13 protein-coding genes and 1 pseudogene are annotated in these 16,016 nt (G+C 69.2%); 11 read left to right on the top strand and 3 right to left on the bottom strand.

What is annotated here, in order from left to right; all coding sequences use genetic code 11:
- Positions 1-58: 58 nt before the first annotated feature.
- From EPAKOI_RS20000 to EPAKOI_RS19980, 5 genes and pseudogenes are all read left to right on the top strand, one after another.
- A pseudogene (locus EPAKOI_RS20000) lies at positions 59-1,774 on the top strand (GAF domain-containing sensor histidine kinase); the annotation flags it as partial.
- A gap of 214 nt (positions 1,775-1,988) precedes the next feature.
- The gene (locus EPAKOI_RS19995) at positions 1,989-3,158 is read left to right on the top strand and encodes a response regulator (protein ID WP_423194419.1); all 1,170 of its coding nucleotides are present in this window, start codon (positions 1,989-1,991) and stop codon (positions 3,156-3,158) included.
- Entirely contained in the window at positions 3,140-4,033 is an 894-nt protein-coding gene (locus EPAKOI_RS19990) for a CheR family methyltransferase (RefSeq protein WP_423194418.1), read from the top strand. The genes EPAKOI_RS19995 and EPAKOI_RS19990 overlap by 19 nt, the downstream gene beginning before the upstream one ends.
- An 8-nt stretch (positions 4,034-4,041) precedes the next feature.
- Positions 4,042-4,638, top strand: coding sequence for a chemotaxis protein CheB (locus tag EPAKOI_RS19985; protein ID WP_423194417.1), 597 nt, complete (start codon positions 4,042-4,044; stop codon positions 4,636-4,638).
- Positions 4,639-4,646: 8 nt separating this feature from the next.
- Positions 4,647-5,780 (top strand): hybrid sensor histidine kinase/response regulator, encoded by a 1,134-nt coding sequence (locus tag EPAKOI_RS19980; protein ID WP_423194416.1) that lies wholly within the window; start codon positions 4,647-4,649, stop codon positions 5,778-5,780.
- A 7-nt stretch (positions 5,781-5,787) separates the two neighbouring features.
- On the opposite strand, the gene mdeB is transcribed toward EPAKOI_RS19980, so the two are convergent.
- Positions 5,788-8,445: an alpha-ketoglutarate dehydrogenase gene (gene mdeB, locus EPAKOI_RS19975; RefSeq protein ID WP_423194415.1), complete on the bottom strand. Its 2,658-nt coding sequence runs from the start codon at positions 8,443-8,445 to the stop codon at positions 5,788-5,790.
- A 147-nt stretch (positions 8,446-8,592) separates the two neighbouring features.
- Complete coding sequence (locus EPAKOI_RS19970) at positions 8,593-9,804, bottom strand: cytochrome P450 (RefSeq protein ID WP_423194414.1); 1,212 nt, start codon at positions 9,802-9,804, stop codon at positions 8,593-8,595.
- 343 nt (positions 9,805-10,147) lie between these two features.
- Between EPAKOI_RS19970 and EPAKOI_RS19965 the strand changes: the two genes are divergently transcribed.
- Positions 10,148-11,491, top strand: a complete 1,344-nt coding sequence (locus EPAKOI_RS19965) for an epoxide hydrolase family protein (protein ID WP_124686555.1) — start codon at positions 10,148-10,150, stop codon at positions 11,489-11,491.
- Positions 11,492-11,603: 112 nt separating this feature from the next.
- On the opposite strand, the gene EPAKOI_RS19960 is transcribed toward EPAKOI_RS19965, so the two are convergent.
- The gene (locus EPAKOI_RS19960; protein WP_423194413.1) at positions 11,604-12,494 is read right to left on the bottom strand and encodes a DMT family transporter; all 891 of its coding nucleotides are present in this window, start codon (positions 12,492-12,494) and stop codon (positions 11,604-11,606) included.
- A 318-nt stretch (positions 12,495-12,812) separates the two neighbouring features.
- Between EPAKOI_RS19960 and EPAKOI_RS19955 the strand changes: the two genes are divergently transcribed.
- Genes EPAKOI_RS19955 through EPAKOI_RS19935 form a run of 5 tightly spaced genes read left to right on the top strand, consistent with a single transcriptional unit; the run spans position 12,813 to position 15,993 of the window.
- A complete protein-coding gene (locus EPAKOI_RS19955; protein ID WP_423194412.1) occupies positions 12,813-13,322 on the top strand; it encodes a type IV pilin protein in 510 nt (169 codons plus the stop codon).
- A 4-nt stretch (positions 13,323-13,326) separates the two neighbouring features.
- Positions 13,327-13,812, top strand: a complete 486-nt coding sequence (locus EPAKOI_RS19950; protein WP_313836283.1) for a GspH/FimT family pseudopilin — start codon at positions 13,327-13,329, stop codon at positions 13,810-13,812.
- Positions 13,809-14,399 (top strand): type IV pilus modification PilV family protein, encoded by a 591-nt coding sequence (locus tag EPAKOI_RS19945; protein ID WP_423194411.1) that lies wholly within the window; start codon positions 13,809-13,811, stop codon positions 14,397-14,399. Before EPAKOI_RS19950 ends, EPAKOI_RS19945 begins: the two co-directional genes overlap by 4 nt.
- The gene (locus tag EPAKOI_RS19940; protein ID WP_124686785.1) at positions 14,399-15,445 is read left to right on the top strand and encodes a PilW family protein; all 1,047 of its coding nucleotides are present in this window, start codon (positions 14,399-14,401) and stop codon (positions 15,443-15,445) included. Before EPAKOI_RS19945 ends, EPAKOI_RS19940 begins: the two co-directional genes overlap by 1 nt.
- The gene (locus tag EPAKOI_RS19935; RefSeq protein WP_124686560.1) at positions 15,442-15,993 is read left to right on the top strand and encodes a pilus assembly PilX family protein; all 552 of its coding nucleotides are present in this window, start codon (positions 15,442-15,444) and stop codon (positions 15,991-15,993) included. The genes EPAKOI_RS19940 and EPAKOI_RS19935 overlap by 4 nt, the downstream gene beginning before the upstream one ends.
- The last annotated feature ends 23 nt before the right edge of the window (positions 15,994-16,016 follow it).

Below are 16,016 nucleotides of genomic sequence, written 5' to 3'. Positions count from 1 at the left end.
GCGATCTGGCCGTCCGGCAATCCGGGGCGTTGCCGTGACCTTTTCGACATCCATCGGTATGCACCCGTCCTCCCTGCAACGCTTCCTGTTCGGCGTCATCATCGTCCCGGTCTCGCTCGTCGTCGTCTTTGGCGTCGACGCGATGACGCCGCTCGGCCTGGCCGTCTGGCTGTTCTACCTCGTGCCGGTCTGCCTGTCGCTCTACGGCAACGACGCCCGGCTACCCCTGATCACGGCGGCCGCCGCCACGGTGCTGATTGGCATCGGCTACGCGCTGTCGCCCTCCGGCGGCGCCAACGTCCTGTTCGCGATCATCAACCGGTCAGCCGGCGTGATCATGGCGTGGTTCCTGGCGGTGGTGGTCTACCGCTACATCGTGGCGCAGCAGGCCATGCAGCGCGCGAGCTGGCTGCAGCAGTCGCAGGTCAGGATCCACCAGGCGGTGCGCAACGCACAGTCGGCCGGCAATGTCGGCGACGCGCTGGTCCGCGCGCTGTCGGACGTGCTGCAGGCGCACGTCGGCGTGGTCTACCAGGTGGAAGGCGCGCAGTTGCAGCGCCTGGCCACCTGGGCGCTGGCCGATGCCGACCGCCTGCCGCAGACGCTGGCCAAGGGCCAGACTCTGGCCGGCCAGGCGGCCGCCGAGAACCGCGTGATGGCCGTGGGCGGGCTGCCGGCGGACTACCTGCAGGTGTCGTCGGCGCTGGGCCGCTCCGCACCGACCGAGATCATCGCCGCGCCGCTGACGGCCGAGGGCGACGTGGTCGGCGTGGTGGAACTGGGCTTCATCAAGGCGCAGCGCGACACGGCCGACGTGGTGGAACTGCTGGAGCGGCTGGGCGAGTCGATCGGCATGACCGTGCGCGCCGCCGTCTACCGGGGCCGGCTGGAAAAGCTGCTGGCCGAGACGCAGCGCCAGAGCGAGGAACTGCAGGTGCAGCAGGAAGAGCTGCGCGTGTCGAACGAGGAACTGGAAGAGCGTGGCCGCGCGCTGATGGATTCGCAGGCGCGGCTCGAAGCCCAGCAGGCCGAGCTGGAGCAGACCAACGTCCAGCTAGAGGAACACGCCCAGCGGCTGGAAGGCCAGAAGCGCGAAATGCTCGCCTTCCAGGCCGAACTGGCGGCCAATTCGCGCGCGCTGGAACGCTCCAACCAGTACAAGAGCGAGTTCCTGGCCAATATGTCGCACGAACTGCGCACGCCGCTGAACAGCGCGCTGATCCTGGCCAAGCTGCTGCAGGAGAACAAGGAAGGCACGCTGACCGACGAACAGGTGCGCTACGCGGCCACGATCCACGCGGCCAACACCGACCTGCTGAACCTGATCAACGACATCCTGGACCTGTCCAAGATCGAGGCCGGGCACCTGGTCATCGAGCCGGAGACGGTGGAGCTGAAATCGCTGAGCAGCACGCTGCAGAACCTGTTCGGCCCGATCGGCGAGGGCAAGGGCGTGCCGTTCCGCGTGGAGTTCATGCCCGGGGTGCCCGAATCGATCGTGTCCGACAGCCAGCGCCTGCAACAGGTGCTCAAGAACCTGCTGTCCAACGCGTTCAAGTTCACGGAAACCGGCTCGGTCACGCTGGCGCTCGCCGCCCATGGCGACGATGCGGTGCGCTTTGAAGTGCGTGACACCGGCATCGGCATCCCCAAGGACAAGCAGCAGGTCATCTTCGAGGCGTTCCAGCAGGCCGATGGCACCACGAGCCGCCGCTATGGCGGCACGGGGCTGGGGCTGTCGATCTCGCGCGAGCTGGGCCGGCTGCTCGGTGGCGCAATCTCGGTGGCCAGCGAGCCTGGGCAGGGCAGCGTTTTCGCGCTGACCGTGCCGCGCGTGCTGTCGACCGACGCCGCCTCGCAGGCCGGGCTGCTGACCCAGCCGCCGGCCGCGGCCCCGATCATGGCGCCGCCGTCGCGTGCAGCCCGGCTTTCCGGCGCCGATTCCCGACGACCGCGACCATCGCACGCGCGGCAACCGGCTGATCCTGGTGGTCGAGGACGACATCGACTTCGCCGGCATCCTCTACGACCTGGCCCACGAACTCGATTTCGACTGCATCCACGCCACCACGTCGGCGCAGGGCCTGGAACTGGCGCGCCAGCACCAGCCGTGCGGCATCCTGCTGGACGTGGCGCTGCCCGACCAGTCGGGCCTGACGCTGCTGGACTGGCTCAAGCGCGACCCCACCACGCGGCACATCCCCACGCACCTGGTGTCGGTCAGCGACCACGCCGAGGCGGCGCTGCACCTGGGCGCGGTGGGCTACACGTTCAAGCCCAGCGAGCGTGAGAAGCTGGCCGCCGCCATCCGCGGACTGGAGGCCCGCATGACGCCGGGCCAGCGCCGCGTGCTGGTGATCGAGGACGATCCGGCGCTGCGCGAGAGCATCCGCGCGCTGCTGAAATCGCTGGACGCCGAGATTGTCACGGCCGACAGCGTGGCCGCCGCCACCGCCACGCTGAACGGCACGCCGTTCGACTGCGTGGTGATGGACATGGTGCTGCCCGACGGCACCGGCCACGACCTGCTGGCGCACATGGCCAACACGGCGCTGGCCGATGCCAACCCGATGCCGCCGGTCATCATCTACACGGGCCGCCAGCTCTCGGCCGAGGACGAGCGCCGGCTGCGCAAGTATTCGAAGTCGATCATCATCAAGGGCGCGCGCTCGCCGGACCGCCTGCTGGACGAAGTGACGCTGTTCCTGCACAGCGTGGAGTCGTCGCTGCCGCCGGAGCACCAGCGCATGCTGCGCGCCGCGCGCAACCGCGACGACACGTTCGACGGCCGCAAGCTGCTGCTGGTGGAGGATGACGCGCGCAACATCTTCGCGCTGTCGAAGGTCATCGAGCCGCTGGGCGCCACCGTGGAGATTGCCCGCAGCGGCCGCGAGGCGCTGGACATGCTGAACCGCATGGACGACGTGGACCTGGTGCTGATGGACATCATGATGCCGGAGATGGACGGCATCACCGCCATGCGCCATATCCGCGAGATGCCGCGCTTTGCGCGCCTGCCGATCATCGCGCTGACGGCCAAGGCCATGCAGTCCGACCGCGAGGCGTGCCTGCGCGCCGGCGCCAACGACTACATCGCCAAGCCGATCGACGTCGACAAGCTGCTTTCCCTGTGCCGCGTATGGCTTCACGCAAACTGAAACCGCAGAGCCCCCGCGCCCAGGTGGCCGTCCCGGGGCTGGACGGCGGCGTGGTGCTGCCCGACGCCAACTTCGACATCGAGCTGGAACTGCTGCTGCAGGCCATCTTCCTGAAGTACCAGCACGACTTCCGGCGGTACTCGCGCGCGTCGATGCGCCGGCGGCTGCAGCAGGCGCTGCAGGACATGCAGGTGCCCACGCTGTCGCAACTGCAGGACCGCATGCTGCGCGATGCGGCGGTGTTCGGCCGGCTGCTCCAGTACCTGACGGTGCAGGTCAGCGAGATGTTCCGCGACCCGGCCTACTTCCTGGCCATCCGCGAGCACGTGGTGCCGGTGCTGCAGACCTACCCGTCGATCAACGTCTGGGTGGCCGGCTGCAGCAGCGGCGAGGAACTGTGGTCGCTGGCCATCCTGTTCGAGGAGGAAGGGCTGGCGGCGCGCACCGTGTTCTATGCCACCGACATCAACCCGGAAGCGCTGGCCATCGCCCGCACCGGGGTCTACGACGCCGGGCGGCTGCGCGGCTTTGGCGAGAACTACCTGGCGGCCGGCGGCCGGCGCTCGCTGTCGGACTACTATCACGCGGCGTACGGCAAGGCCAAGTTCAACGCCCAGCTGATCCGCCAGTCGGTGTTTGCCGACCACAGCCTGGCCACCGACAGCGTGTTCCAGGAGGCCCAGCTGGTCTCGTGCCGCAACGTGCTGATCTATTTCGACCGCCCGCTGCAGGACCGCGCCATCGGCCTGTTCCGCGACGCGCTGGCGCGCCGCGGCTTCCTGGGCCTGGGCAGCAAGGAGAGCCTGCATTTCAGCGCGCATGCGCAGGATTTCGAGACGGTGGCGTCGCACGAGCGGCTTTACCGCAAGCTCTGAGGACCGACATGGACAGCACGACGCGGACGTATGGCGGGGTGGTGATCGGCGGCTCGGCCGGCGCGCTGGAGGCGCTGAACGCGCTGTTGCCGATGCTGCCGGCGCACATGGTGCCGCCCGTGGTGGTGGTCATGCACCAGATGCCGTCGGGCCCGAGCCTGCTGCCCGAGATCTTCACGTCGCGCTGCGTGCTGCCCGTGCTGGAGGCCGAGGACGAGCTGGCCGTGCAGCCGGGCCACCTGTACGTGGCGCCGCCCGACTATCACCTGCTCGTGGAACGTGATCCCGACGCGCCGGACGCCGTGCGGCTGGCGCTGTCGGTGGATCCGCCCGTGCGCTTTTCGCGGCCGTCGATCGACGTGCTGTTCGAATCGGCCGCCTATGCCTGGCAACGACGGGCGCTGGGCATCCTGCTGTCCGGCGCCAACGACGACGGCGCGCGCGGGCTGGCCGCCATCCGCGCGGCCGGCGGGCAAGCCTGGGTGCAGACGCCCGAGAGTGCGCTGGTCGATACGATGCCGCAGGAAGCGATCACGCGCGGCGCGGCAGACCGCGTCCTGACCCTGGAAGCGATTGGCCACGGGCTGGCCCGCCTGACTGAATGACCCCTACCATGCAACCTCCCGTCAAGATCCTCGCGGTCGACGATATCGCCTCGAACCTGACCGCGCTGGACGCCGTGCTGGCCCGGCCGGGCGTCGAGATCGTCCACGCCAATTCCGGCGCCCAGGCGCTGGAACTGCTGCTGGAGCACGAGTTCGGCCTGGCCATTCTTGACGTGCACATGCCCGAGATGGACGGCTTCGAGCTGGCCGAGCTGATGCGCGGCAGCAAGCGCACGAGCCAGATCCCGATCCTGTTCCTGACCGCGGCCGGCCACGACAGCCAGCGCGCGTTCCGGGGCTACGCCACCGGGGCGGTCGACTTCCTGTTCAAGCCGGTCGATGCGCGCGTGCTGTCCGCCAAGGTCGACGTGTTCGTGCAGTTGGCCCAGCAGAAGCAGCTGCTGGCCGAGCAGCTCGAAACCGCCCAGCAACTGCTGAAGACCAACGAGATGCTGATGGCGGTGCTGGCGCACGACCTGCGCACGCCGCTGTCGGCCATCATCGCGTCGGCGTCGTTCCTGGGCCGTTTTGGCGGGGAAGAGAAGCTGAAGCCGGCCACCGACCGCATCGCCCGCAGCAGCCAGCGCATGGCGCGCATGGTGGACCAGCTGCTGCACGTGGCGCGGCTGCACGGCGGCCGCGTGAGCCTGATGCCGCAGGCGGCTGACCTGGGTGCGATCTGCGCGGCCATCGTCGACGAATGCCAGGTGTCGCGGGGCGCGGCGGCAGTGACGCTGGAGCAGCGCGGCGACACGCGTGCGACGATCGACCCGGACCTGATCGCGCAGGTAGTGCAGAACCTGATCGGCAACGCCCTCCAGCACGGCGATCCGGCCAGCCCTGTGGTCGTCACGCTGGACGGCACGGCGGCCGATACGCTGGTGATGTCGGTGTCGAACGGCGGCGTGATCGACGCCCGCGCGCTGCCCCATATCTTCGAGGCGTTCCGATCCGGCGCGGACGCGCCGGCGGGCGGCGGCACCCCGGAAGGGCTTGGCCTGGGCCTCTACATCGCGCGCGAGCTGGTGATGTTGCACGGCGGCACCGTGGTGGCCGAATCGTCGCCCGAGCAGCGCACCACCACCTTCACCATGACGCTGCCGCGCGAATGCTGCACGGCCCAGCGGGCCATCCAGCCCTGAGCGGCCGTCAGCGCGCCCAGGGCGCCTCGGCCGCCGCCTGCAGGCCGTAGCGCGCCACCGCCTCGGCATGGCGCGTGGCATCCACGGCATGCAGCGCGGCAGCCACGATGTGGTGGCGGTCGATGCCGAAGAAGCGGCGCAGCGCGCTGCGAGTGTCGCTGCGGCCGAACCCGTCAGTCCCCAGTGCGATGTAGCGGGCCGGCACGTACGGCGCGATGAGCTGCGCGTAGGCGCGCACGTAGTCGGTAGCGGCCACGACCGGCGTGGAGCCGGCCAGGCAGCGGGCCACGTGGCTGGTGGCGCCGGCATCGCCGCCGAACATCTGCTGCCGCTCGCATTCCCGCGCATCGCGGGCCAGTTCCGGGAAGCTCGTCACGCTCCAGATCTCGCTGGGCACATGCCAGTCCTGCGCCAGCAGCTCGGCGGCGGCAATCACCTCGCGCAGGATCGGGCCGGAGCCCAGCAAGCGCACCCGTGGCGCGCCGTCGCCCTGCGTGCCGAAGCGGTACATGCCGCGCACCACATCGGCGTGGGCCGATTCGGGCAGCGGCGGATGGGCGTAGTTCTCGTTGTTGACGGTGATGTAGTAGAACTCGTCGCGTTGCTGTTCGAGCATCGCCCGGGCGCCGTGGTCGATGATCACGGCGGCCTCGCCGATGAACGCCGGGTCGTAGGCGCGGCAGTTGGGCACCGTGGCGGCCACAAGCTGGCTGCTGCCGTCCTGGTGCTGCAGCCCCTCGCCGGACAGCGTGGTGCGCCCGGCCGTGGCGCCGATCAGGAAGCCGCGTGCACGCTGGTCGGCGGCGGCCCAGATCATGTCGCCCACGCGCTGGAAGCCGAACATCGAGTAATAGATATAGAACGGCAGCATCGGCTCGCCGTTGACGCTGTAGGACGTGGCGGCCGCCGTCCACGACGCCATCGCGCCGGCCTCGGTGATGCCTTCCTCCAGAAGCTGGCCGTCGCGGCTTTCCTTGTAATAGAGCATCGAGCCGGCGTCCTCCGGCTCGTAGAGCTGGCCCACCGGCGAATAGATGCCGATCTGGCGGAACAGGTTGGCCATGCCGAACGTGCGCGCCTCGTCGGCCACGATCGGCACCACGCGCGGGCCGATGGTGCGGTCCTTGATCAGATTGGTGAACAGCCGCACGACGCCCGTGGTGGTCGACACCTCGCGGCCGTCCGGCGCCAGCGCAAAGCCGGCGTAGGCTTGCAGCGGTGGCACGGGCAGGGCCGGGGCCTGCGTGCTCCGGCGCGGCAGGAAGCCGCCCAGCGCGGCGCGGCGCTCGCGCAGGTAGCGCATCTCGGGGCTGTTCTCGGCCGGCTTGTAGAACTGCATCGATTCCAGCGCGGCATCGTCGATGGGCAGCTGGAACCGCTGGCGGAACGCGTGCAGCGCGTCGGTATCGAGCTTCTTCTGCTGGTGGGCCGTCATGCGCGACTCCCCGGCGTTGCCCATGCCATAGCCCTTCTTGGTCTTGGCCAGGATCACGGTCGGCCGGCCCGTATGCCGCACGGCCGCGTCATAGGCCGCGTGCAGCTTGCGCAGGTCGTGGCCGCCGCGCCGCAGGCCGTCGATGTCGGCGGCGCTCATGCCGGCCACCAGCGCCTTCAGCTCGGGGTCCTGGTGGAAGAAGTGGGACAGGTTGTAGTCGCCGTCCTTGGCGCCCAGGTTCTGGTACTCGCCATCGACCATGGCCGCAAAGCGCTTGAGCAGCGCGTGCTGGGTATCGCGCGCGAACAGGGCGTCCCATTCGGACCCCCAGACCACCTTGATGACGTTCCAGCCCGCGCCGCTGAACAGCGCCTCAAGCTCGTTGATGACCTGCCCGTTGCCGCGCACCGGGCCGTCCAGCCGCTGGAGGTTGCAGTTGATGACGAACGTCAGGTTGTCCAGCCGCTCGCGCGCGGCCAGCGACAGCGCGGCCAGCGATTCGGGCTCGTCCATCTCGCCGTCGCCGAACACGCCCCAGACGCGGCGTCCGGCCGTCGGCGCGATGCCGCGGTGCTCCAGGTAGCGCAGAAAGCGCGCCTGGTAGATCGCGCTGATCGGGCCGATGCCCATCGAGCCGGTGGGGAACTGCCAGAAATCGGGCATCAGCCACGGATGGGGGTAGGAACAGAGGCCGCCACCGTCCACCTCCTGCCGATAGCGCGCCAACTGGTCCTCGGACAGCCGGCCCTCCAGGAAGGCGCGCGCGTACACGCCCGGCGCCGAGTGCGGCTGGAAGAAGACCAGGTCGCCCCGGCGCTCGGCCGTATCGGCGCGAAAAAAGTGCTGGAAGCCGACTTCGAAGATCTCGGCGGCCGACGCGTAGCTGGCCAGATGGCCGCCCAGTTCGCCATACGCCTTGTTGGCGCGCACCACCATCGCCAGCGCGTTCCAGCGCAGGATGGCCGTCAGCCGCTGCTCGATGGCAAGGTCGCCGGGGTAGGGCGGCTGGGCGTGCGCGGGAATCGTGTTCTGGTAGGCGGAGTACGGGTGGGCGCGGTGGTCCAGCCCCAGGTGGCCGGCATGCTGGCCCAGCTGCTCCAGCAGGAAGCCGGCGCGCTGCGGGCCCGCGCAGTCCACGACGCCGCTTAGCGCGTCCAGCCATTCGCGGGTTTCGAGTGGATCGATATCGCCGTCGATCTGCAGCGGTGTCAGCGGTTCGGCGCGCCCCATGGCCGGTCTCCTGATGCGGTTGTCGTGCCTACGATTCTAGGCCGCACCCGCAGGCCGGAAATGTCGGATTGCGCCGGTCGATGCCGGATCGGCAGCACGCCGTGTGGCGCTATGCCGGTCCTGCGGCATGACCTGCTGCGGGACCGCTCAGGCGCCGGTACGGACCGGCAGTGCCTGCACGCCCCGGAGGTTGTTGCGCCGGTGCCAGGACAGGGCGGCCAGGTCCACCGGCTGCAGGTTGGGAAAGCGGGTCAGCAGCCCCGTGATGGCCGATTCCAGCTCCAGCGTGGCCAGCCGGGCACCCAGGCAATAGTGGATGCCGCCGCCGAACGACAGCGACGGCGCGTCGGCGCGCGACAGGTCGAGCTGGTCGGGGTGGGGGAACACCGCCGGATCGCGGTTGGCGGCGCCCAGCAGCATGAAGACGATGCTGCCGCGCGGCACCACCACGTCGTCCAGCGCGATGTCCTCGAACGCGGTGCGCACCACCATCTGCACCGCGCCGTCGTGGCGCAGGCACTCGGCCACGGCGCGGGACACCATCGCCGGGTCGGACAGGCCGGCCTTGAGCTGCTGCAGCGCCTCCGGCGCGCGGAACAGCCCGATCAGCGTGTTGCCGATCATGTTCGACGTGGTCTCGTGCCCCGCCACGAACAGCAGGATCACGTTCGAGATGATTTCCGCTTCGGTCAGCGTCGCGCCGTCCTGTTCCACGCCGATCAGGCTCGAAATCAGGTCGTCGCCCGGCTGCGTGCGGCGGCGCGCCACCACGTCGCGGAAGTACGCCTCCAGCGTCAGCGCGGCGTCGTTGGCATCGGCTAGCTGGCGCTCGTCCAGCGGCGCCAGATCGAGCGCGGTGGCCATCCGGCTGGCGGCGGAGCCGAGCCGCACGCCGTCCTCGACGGGGATATCGAGCAGGCGGCAGATGATCTCGACTGGCAGCGGCAGCGCAAAGTCGGCGACGACGTCGAACTCGGTGCGATGGCCCACCCGGTCCAGCAGGCTGCGCGTGGTGGTGTCGACGATGCGCGCCAGACCTTCCACCTGCCGGCGGTTGAACACCTGCATCAGCAGCGCCCGCAGCCGGGTGTGGGCCGGCGGATTGATCATCAGGAAGGTGCGGCTGATCGCCTGGAACACCGGCGCCTGCGTGGCGGCCTCGCCGTAGCGGGCCTGCACGCTCTGCAGGTAGGTCTTGCCCATGCGGCGGTCGCGCAGCAGGGCGTCGATCACGTGGAACCGGCCGGTCACCCAGACGTTGGGGCCCAGCGGCAGCAGCGGCCCGGCGGCGCGGATCTGTTCGTAAAGCGGGTAGGGGTTTTCGAAGAAGGCGGGGGTGGCAAAGGACTCGAATTTCATCACGGGGTGTTCTTGTTATGGCGAGGGGAAACCTAAATCGGCCTGCGGAAAACGAAAAGCCCGCGGCGGGCTTTCGCGGAGAATTATAGCAGCCGCTCGCCGGGCCAACCACCGGGCTCTGTATCGCAATGTATCCGTCCGCTTCACCGGTACAACCTGTTACAGACCTGGCACGGCGGGCCTGAAATGTACGAGTTTGTATCGGCGCGCATGCGCGATACACACCGATCCAAAAAGGGGCCGGCGCCGACACTTGGCGCTCGTATTCGATTCCTAGACTGCGAGGGTCCATTCAGCCCGCGCTCGTTTCTGCCCGTCAGCAGCGCCAACCAGGAGCCTTCTCATGTCTTTCGGCATCGCCCGCAGCATCTCGCCATTCCCGTCCGCCGCCCGCGCCATCGCCGCCGCTTCGGCGCTGGCCGCGCTGGCCCTGTCCGGCCATAGCCCGGCCGCCCATGCCGCCGACGCCGCGCCCAAGGCCCAGGCCGCCGCACCCGCCAAGGCGGACGAGAGCATCCGCCCGTTCCGCGTGCATGTGCCGCAGGCCCAGCTCGACGACCTGCGCAAGCGCATCGCGGCCACGCGCTGGCCCGACAAGGAAACCGTGGCCGACGACAGCCAGGGCATCCAGCTTGCCCGCGTGCAGGCGCTGGTCAAGTACTGGGGCACGCAGTACGACTGGCGCAAGGCCGAGGCGCAGCTCAACGCGCTGCCGCAGTTCGTGACCAAGATCGACGGCGTCGATATCCAGTTCATCCACGTCCGTTCGCGCCATCCCAATGCGTTGCCGATCATCCTGACCCATGGCTGGCCGGGCTCTATCTTCGAGTTCATCAAGACGATCGGCCCGCTGACCGACCCCACGGCCTACGGCGGCCGCGCCGAGGATGCGTTCGACGTGGTGATCCCGTCGATTCCCGGCTATGGCTTCTCGGGGCGTCCCAAGGACCTGGGCTGGGGCCCGGACCGCACGGCGCGGGCGTGGGACGTGCTGATGAAGCGGCTTGGCTACACGCAATACGTGTCGCAGGGCGGCGACCACGGCTCTGTCATCTCCGATGCGCTGGCGCGCCAGGCGCCGCCGGGGCTCAAGGCCATCCACCTGAACATGCCGGCCACGGTGCCGGGGCCGCTGATGAAGTCGATCCTGGCCGGCGACGCCCCGCCCGCCGAGCTGACCGATCCCGAGCGCAAGGCCTACCAGTCGCTGAGCACGTTCTTCGGCCGCAACGCCGCCTATGGCGCGATGATGGTCACGCGGCCGCAGACCATCGGCTATTCGCTGGCCGATTCGCCGGCCGGGCTGGCGTCGTTCACGTACGAGAAGATCGCGGCGTGGAGCGACAGCAACGGCGAGCCGGAGCGCGTGCTGTCCCGCGACGCCATCCTGAACGACATCACGCTGTACTGGCTGACCAATACGGGCGCGTCGTCGTCGCGGTTCTACTGGGAGAACAACAACAACAACTTCAGCGCTGACGCCCAGAAGACGCGCGACATCAAGGTGCCGGTGGCCATCACGGTGTTCCCGCACGAGATCTACCAGGCGCCGGAAAGCTGGAGCAAGCAGGCGTACCCGTCGCTGTACTCGTACCGGACCGTGGCCAAGGGCGGACATTTTGCCGCCTGGGAGCAGCCGCAGCTCTTTGCCGAGGAAATGCGCGCGGCCTTCAAGTCCGTGCGATGAACTGATTGTCCTGGGGGTGCCGTTTTGTGGTGCGGTAGGGCGGCCCCGGTCCCTCCCCCGGCCCGCCCTTGGGCCCAGCCTGCGCGGCTGGGCCGTTTTTTTTGGCGCCGCGCTAGCGCCGCTGCGCCAGCCAGATGCCAGCGCCGATGCAGAGCAGCCCCACGCCGTGGTACCAGTGCGGCGAATCCCCAAGCAGCACCGTCGACAGCACGGCCGCGAACAGTGGCGTCAGCGTGATGAAGAACACCGGCAACTGGGCCCCGGCGCGCGAAATGGCGCGGTCCCACGCAAAGTACGCAAGCAACGACGGCACCGTGCCCACGTAGAGCAGAATCCACCCCACCTTGCCGCTCCATTGCAGCGGCGCGTCCAGCGCGCTGATCTCCCAGGCCGCCATCGGCAGGCTGGCCACCACCCCCATGAAGATCTGCGCGAACAGCAGCACCGGCAGCGGCAGGTCAGGCCGGCTCTTGCGCAGCAGCCACGTATAGAAGCTCCACGCCACCGTGGCGGCCAGCATGTACAGGTCGCCCGGCACGAAGGCAAGCTGGGCGAGCCGGCCGGGGTCGCCGCGCATCAGTACAAAGCCCACGCCCAGCAGGCAGAGCAGGGCGCCGCCGATATGCCACGGCTTGAACCGCTCCCGGAAGAAGCAGGCGCCGATGATCAGCAGGAACAGCGGGGTCGACGCGCCGATCAGCGTGACGTTGATGGGCGTGGACGTGGTCAGCGCCAGGTACTGGAACGCGTTGTAGCTGGCGATGGACAGCACGCCTATGGCGCACAGCATGCCAAAGTGCCGCCTGATTGCCGCCCGGTGCGCCACGATGCCGCGCCAAGCATAAGGCGCCAGCAGGGCGCCGGCGATCAGCCAGCGTACAAGGTTCAGCGTGATCGGCGGCACGGTGCCGGCGGCCAGCCGGCCGACGATGGCATTGCCAGCCCATGCCAGCGGCGGAAATGTCAAAAGCAACAGCGTGGTGGAATCGAGGCGGGTTTTCATCGGTCGGGGTCGACGCGGGCACGGACGCAGAAGGGAATCCCGAAATATACGGGAATTGGCCGCCGCCGCCCGAGCGGGGCGTCGCCGGCGCCACCGCCTGGGGGCGGGCGATGCTAGCGGCAAAGCCTTAATGCCAGATTAACGAAGGCTGGCGGATTGCGTGTTGCCGGATCAACCTGCCGGTTTTTTTGCGTTTTGGCGACAGGTACATTCCCGATACGTGTAGAGCGTTGACCTGACGGGGGCGCCACTTCTAGACTCGTCGGCACAACAGTTCCTTGCGGCACAGGGTCGGCCGGAAAGAAAGGGAGCAAGAACATGGGCAAGCATCGCCCCACGGCGCAGGTGGGCCGCGCAGGCACGCGCGCGTTCGCGTCATTCGGGAAGCAGGGGGTACACCGGGGCGGCACGCCAGTGCATCGCGCCGGGGCAGGATTCACGCTCATCGAGCTGATGGTGACGGTCGCCATCATCGGCATCATCGCGGCCATTGCGCTGCCCACCTATACCCAGTACATCGTCCGCAGCAACCGCACGGCCGCCGAATCGTACATGCTGGAGCTGTCCAGCCTGCAGGAACGGTTCATGGTGGACCGCCGAGCCTATGCCACCGACCTGACCGCGCTGAACGCGCCCACCGCGCCGGACAGCGTATCCCCCCACTACCAGATCACGATGGCGACCACGGCCACGCCGCCCGCCTACACGATCACGGCCACGCCGATCAACGCCCAGGCGTCGCGCGATACCGGCTGCGGCACGCTGACCCTCAACCAGGCCGGCGCCAAGACCGCCAGCGGTACCGCGCCGACCGGCTGCTGGAAGTAAGACCATGGCCCTCCATCGCATCCACGTGGCCCAGCACCGCCGCGCAGGCGGCTTCACGCTGACCGAGCTGCTGGTGACGATGTCCGTGCTGGCCATCGTGGCCACGGCGGCGCTGCCCTCGTTCTCGCAGTTCATTGCCAGCCAGCGCGTGCGCAGCGCGGCCAGCGACCTTGCGTCGGCCTTCACGCTGATGCGCAGCGAGGCCGTCAAGCGCAACACGTCCACCACGCTGGCCCCGGATGGATCCACCTGGTCGGCCGGCTGGGTCGTCAGCGCCGGCACCGAGCGGCTGCGCGGCTACGGCCCGTACGCCGGCATCACCATCACCACCAGCGGCGGCAACACGCTGTCGGTCGGCAACGACGGCCGGCCCGGCAACGGCAGCCAGACGTTCCAGGTGGCGATGGCCGACGGCAGCACCGCCAACGCGGTCTGCGTGCAGATCAGCGGCACGGGCCGCGTCGCGGCCATCGCGGGAGCCTGCTCATGAGCGTCCAGCATCGCTTCCACCGGAGCCGGCGCCGGCTGGCCGCGCAGCGCGGCGGCACGCTGATCGAGGTGCTGATCTCGATCGTGCTGGTACTCGTGGCCTTGCTGGGCACCGCGGGCCTGATCGCCCGGTCCGGCCAGTCGGAGATGGAGTCTTACCAGCGCGGGCAGGCGCTGACGCTGCTGCAGGACATGGTGAGCCGGCTCAATGCCAATCGCCAGGCCATCGGCTGCTACGCGAGCGGCGCCAGCGCCACGGTCATGGGCACGGCCACGGTGCCGCCGGCCGCCTGCACGGGCGGCACCGACGCGCAGCGCGCGATGGCCGTGGCGGACCTGGCTGCATGGAACGCCGCGCTGCTGGGCAGCGCCGAGACCGACGGCAGCAACAAGGTTGGCGCGATGATCGGCGCCGTGGGCTGCATCGAGGCCATCGACGCGGCCACCCAGACCTACCGCGTCACCGTAGCCTGGCAGGGCCTTGCCAAGACCGCCGCGCCAGCACTGCCGTGCGGGCTGAACCGCTTCGGCAACGACGCCCACCGCCGCGTGGTCAGCGTGCAGGTGCGGATCGGAGTGCTGTCATGATGGCCCGCCAGAGGGTGACACGCGGCCGGCCGCTCGCCCGCCAGCGCGGGCTGTCGCTGGTCGAACTAATGGTGGCGATGACGCTGACGCTGCTGCTGCTCACGGCCATGGCGGCGCTGTATTTCCAGACCAGCCGCACCCGCAACGCCTTTGTGGAAAGCGGCGAGCAGATGGAAAACGGCCGGTACGCGCTAGACATCATGAGCCGCGAGATCGAGCTGGCCGGCTTCTTCGGACCGTCCAGCGTGGCGCGCGGCGCAGTGGTCGCATCGCCGGACCTGTGCGCCGCCGACCCCGCCGCGCTGGGCTTCTCCGCATCGCCGGTCACCGTGCCGCTGGGCGTGCAGGGCTTTGCGCCGGGCACCGTGGCGCCTTGCCTGCCGAACCTGTTGCCGGGCTCCGAGATCGTCGCGGTGCGGCGCGTCAGTACCACGGCAGCTGGCGCGGCCACGGTCGGCACGCCTTACCTGCAGGCGTCGTACTGCGCAGACGACGCGCAGCCGGTGGTGTTCGGCGCCAGCGCGCCGGCCTTCACGCTGCGCACCAAGGCGTGCGACAGCACGGCCCCGGCCGAACTGCGCGCCGCCGTGGTACGCATCTTCTATCTGGCCGGCTGCGACCAGTGCAGCGGCAATGGCGACGGCCGGCCCACGCTCAAGATGGCCGAACTGGTCAACGGCGCGTTCCAGGTGCACGCGGTGGCCAATGGCATCGAGGACATGCACCTGGCCTACGGGGTGGACCTGGACGGCAACGGCGCGCCCGACTGCTACGTCGACGATCCGGGCGCCAACAATGCCGCCGCCTGTCCGAATGTGCCCACCTACGACTGGTCCGTGCCGCTGACGAACTGGCGCAACGTCACGGCCGTGCGTACCCAGCTGCTGGCCCGCACCGCCAGCGTGACCGGCGGCTGGACCGATCAACGCCGCTACGACCTGGGCCGCGCCGAGCCCAGCGGCCCTTTCCGCGACGGCTACAAGCGCCATGTCTACGCACAGCTCGCGCGCGTGATCAACGTCGCGGCTTCCCGGGAATCCCAATGAAACCATTCCGCCGCCGCCAGCAAGGCGCCACGCTGCTGATCACGCTGGTGTTCCTGGTCGTTTTCCTGATGCTGACGATTTCGTTGGTCGGCTCTGGCGTGGTCAACACGAAGGTGACCGCGAACCAGCAGTATTCGGTGGAAGCCCGCCACGCCGCCCAGCAGGGCATCGAGAAGGCCATCAGCCAGGACTTCACGGCGGCACCGGCCGCGCAGGCCGTGAGCGTCGACGTGACCGGCGACGGCAAGGCCGACTACATCGCGCAGGTGTCCGCGCCGGTGTGCCAGACCAGCAAGCCTGTCAAGAACGTCGAACTCGACGAAACCAACGCGGACGACGTGTCGTGCTTCGTCGGCAACGGCAACAACAACACTGGCATCCTGCCCGCCGCTGGCGGCGGCAGCGGGGGCGGTGGCAATTCGCTGTGCAACGCCACCCAGTGGGACGTGGCCGCCACGGTCAACGACACCGCCACGACGTCCGCCCGCGCCACGCTGCACCAGGGCATTGCGGTCCGCGTGCCCTACGGCACGGCCTGTCCGTCCTGACCCGACAAACGTACCGAACCCTT

Source organism: Cupriavidus sp. H18C2, assembly GCF_049393795.1.
GTDB classification, from domain to species: domain Bacteria; phylum Pseudomonadota; class Gammaproteobacteria; order Burkholderiales; family Burkholderiaceae; genus Cupriavidus; species Cupriavidus pauculus_C.
Note: the sequence above shows the minus strand (reverse complement) of the source record. Positions and strands in the feature narration are given on the sequence as shown.

Coding starts and splice junctions, on each gene's coding strand:
- EPAKOI_RS19990 (WP_423194418.1), top strand. CDS start 3,140: ATGGCTTCACGCAAACTGAAACCGCAGAGCCCCCGCGCCCAGGTGGCC.
- EPAKOI_RS19985 (WP_423194417.1), top strand. CDS start 4,042: ATGGACAGCACGACGCGGACGTATGGCGGGGTGGTGATCGGCGGCTCG.
- EPAKOI_RS19980 (WP_423194416.1), top strand. CDS start 4,647: ATGCAACCTCCCGTCAAGATCCTCGCGGTCGACGATATCGCCTCGAAC.
- mdeB (WP_423194415.1), bottom strand. CDS start 8,445: ATGGGGCGCGCCGAACCGCTGACACCGCTGCAGATCGACGGCGATATC.
- EPAKOI_RS19970 (WP_423194414.1), bottom strand. CDS start 9,804: ATGAAATTCGAGTCCTTTGCCACCCCCGCCTTCTTCGAAAACCCCTAC.
- EPAKOI_RS19965 (WP_124686555.1), top strand. CDS start 10,148: ATGTCTTTCGGCATCGCCCGCAGCATCTCGCCATTCCCGTCCGCCGCC.
- EPAKOI_RS19960 (WP_423194413.1), bottom strand. CDS start 12,494: ATGAAAACCCGCCTCGATTCCACCACGCTGTTGCTTTTGACATTTCCG.
- EPAKOI_RS19955 (WP_423194412.1), top strand. CDS start 12,813: ATGGGCAAGCATCGCCCCACGGCGCAGGTGGGCCGCGCAGGCACGCGC.
- EPAKOI_RS19950 (WP_313836283.1), top strand. CDS start 13,327: ATGGCCCTCCATCGCATCCACGTGGCCCAGCACCGCCGCGCAGGCGGC.
- EPAKOI_RS19945 (WP_423194411.1), top strand. CDS start 13,809: ATGAGCGTCCAGCATCGCTTCCACCGGAGCCGGCGCCGGCTGGCCGCG.
- EPAKOI_RS19940 (WP_124686785.1), top strand. CDS start 14,399: ATGGCCCGCCAGAGGGTGACACGCGGCCGGCCGCTCGCCCGCCAGCGC.
- EPAKOI_RS19935 (WP_124686560.1), top strand. CDS start 15,442: ATGAAACCATTCCGCCGCCGCCAGCAAGGCGCCACGCTGCTGATCACG.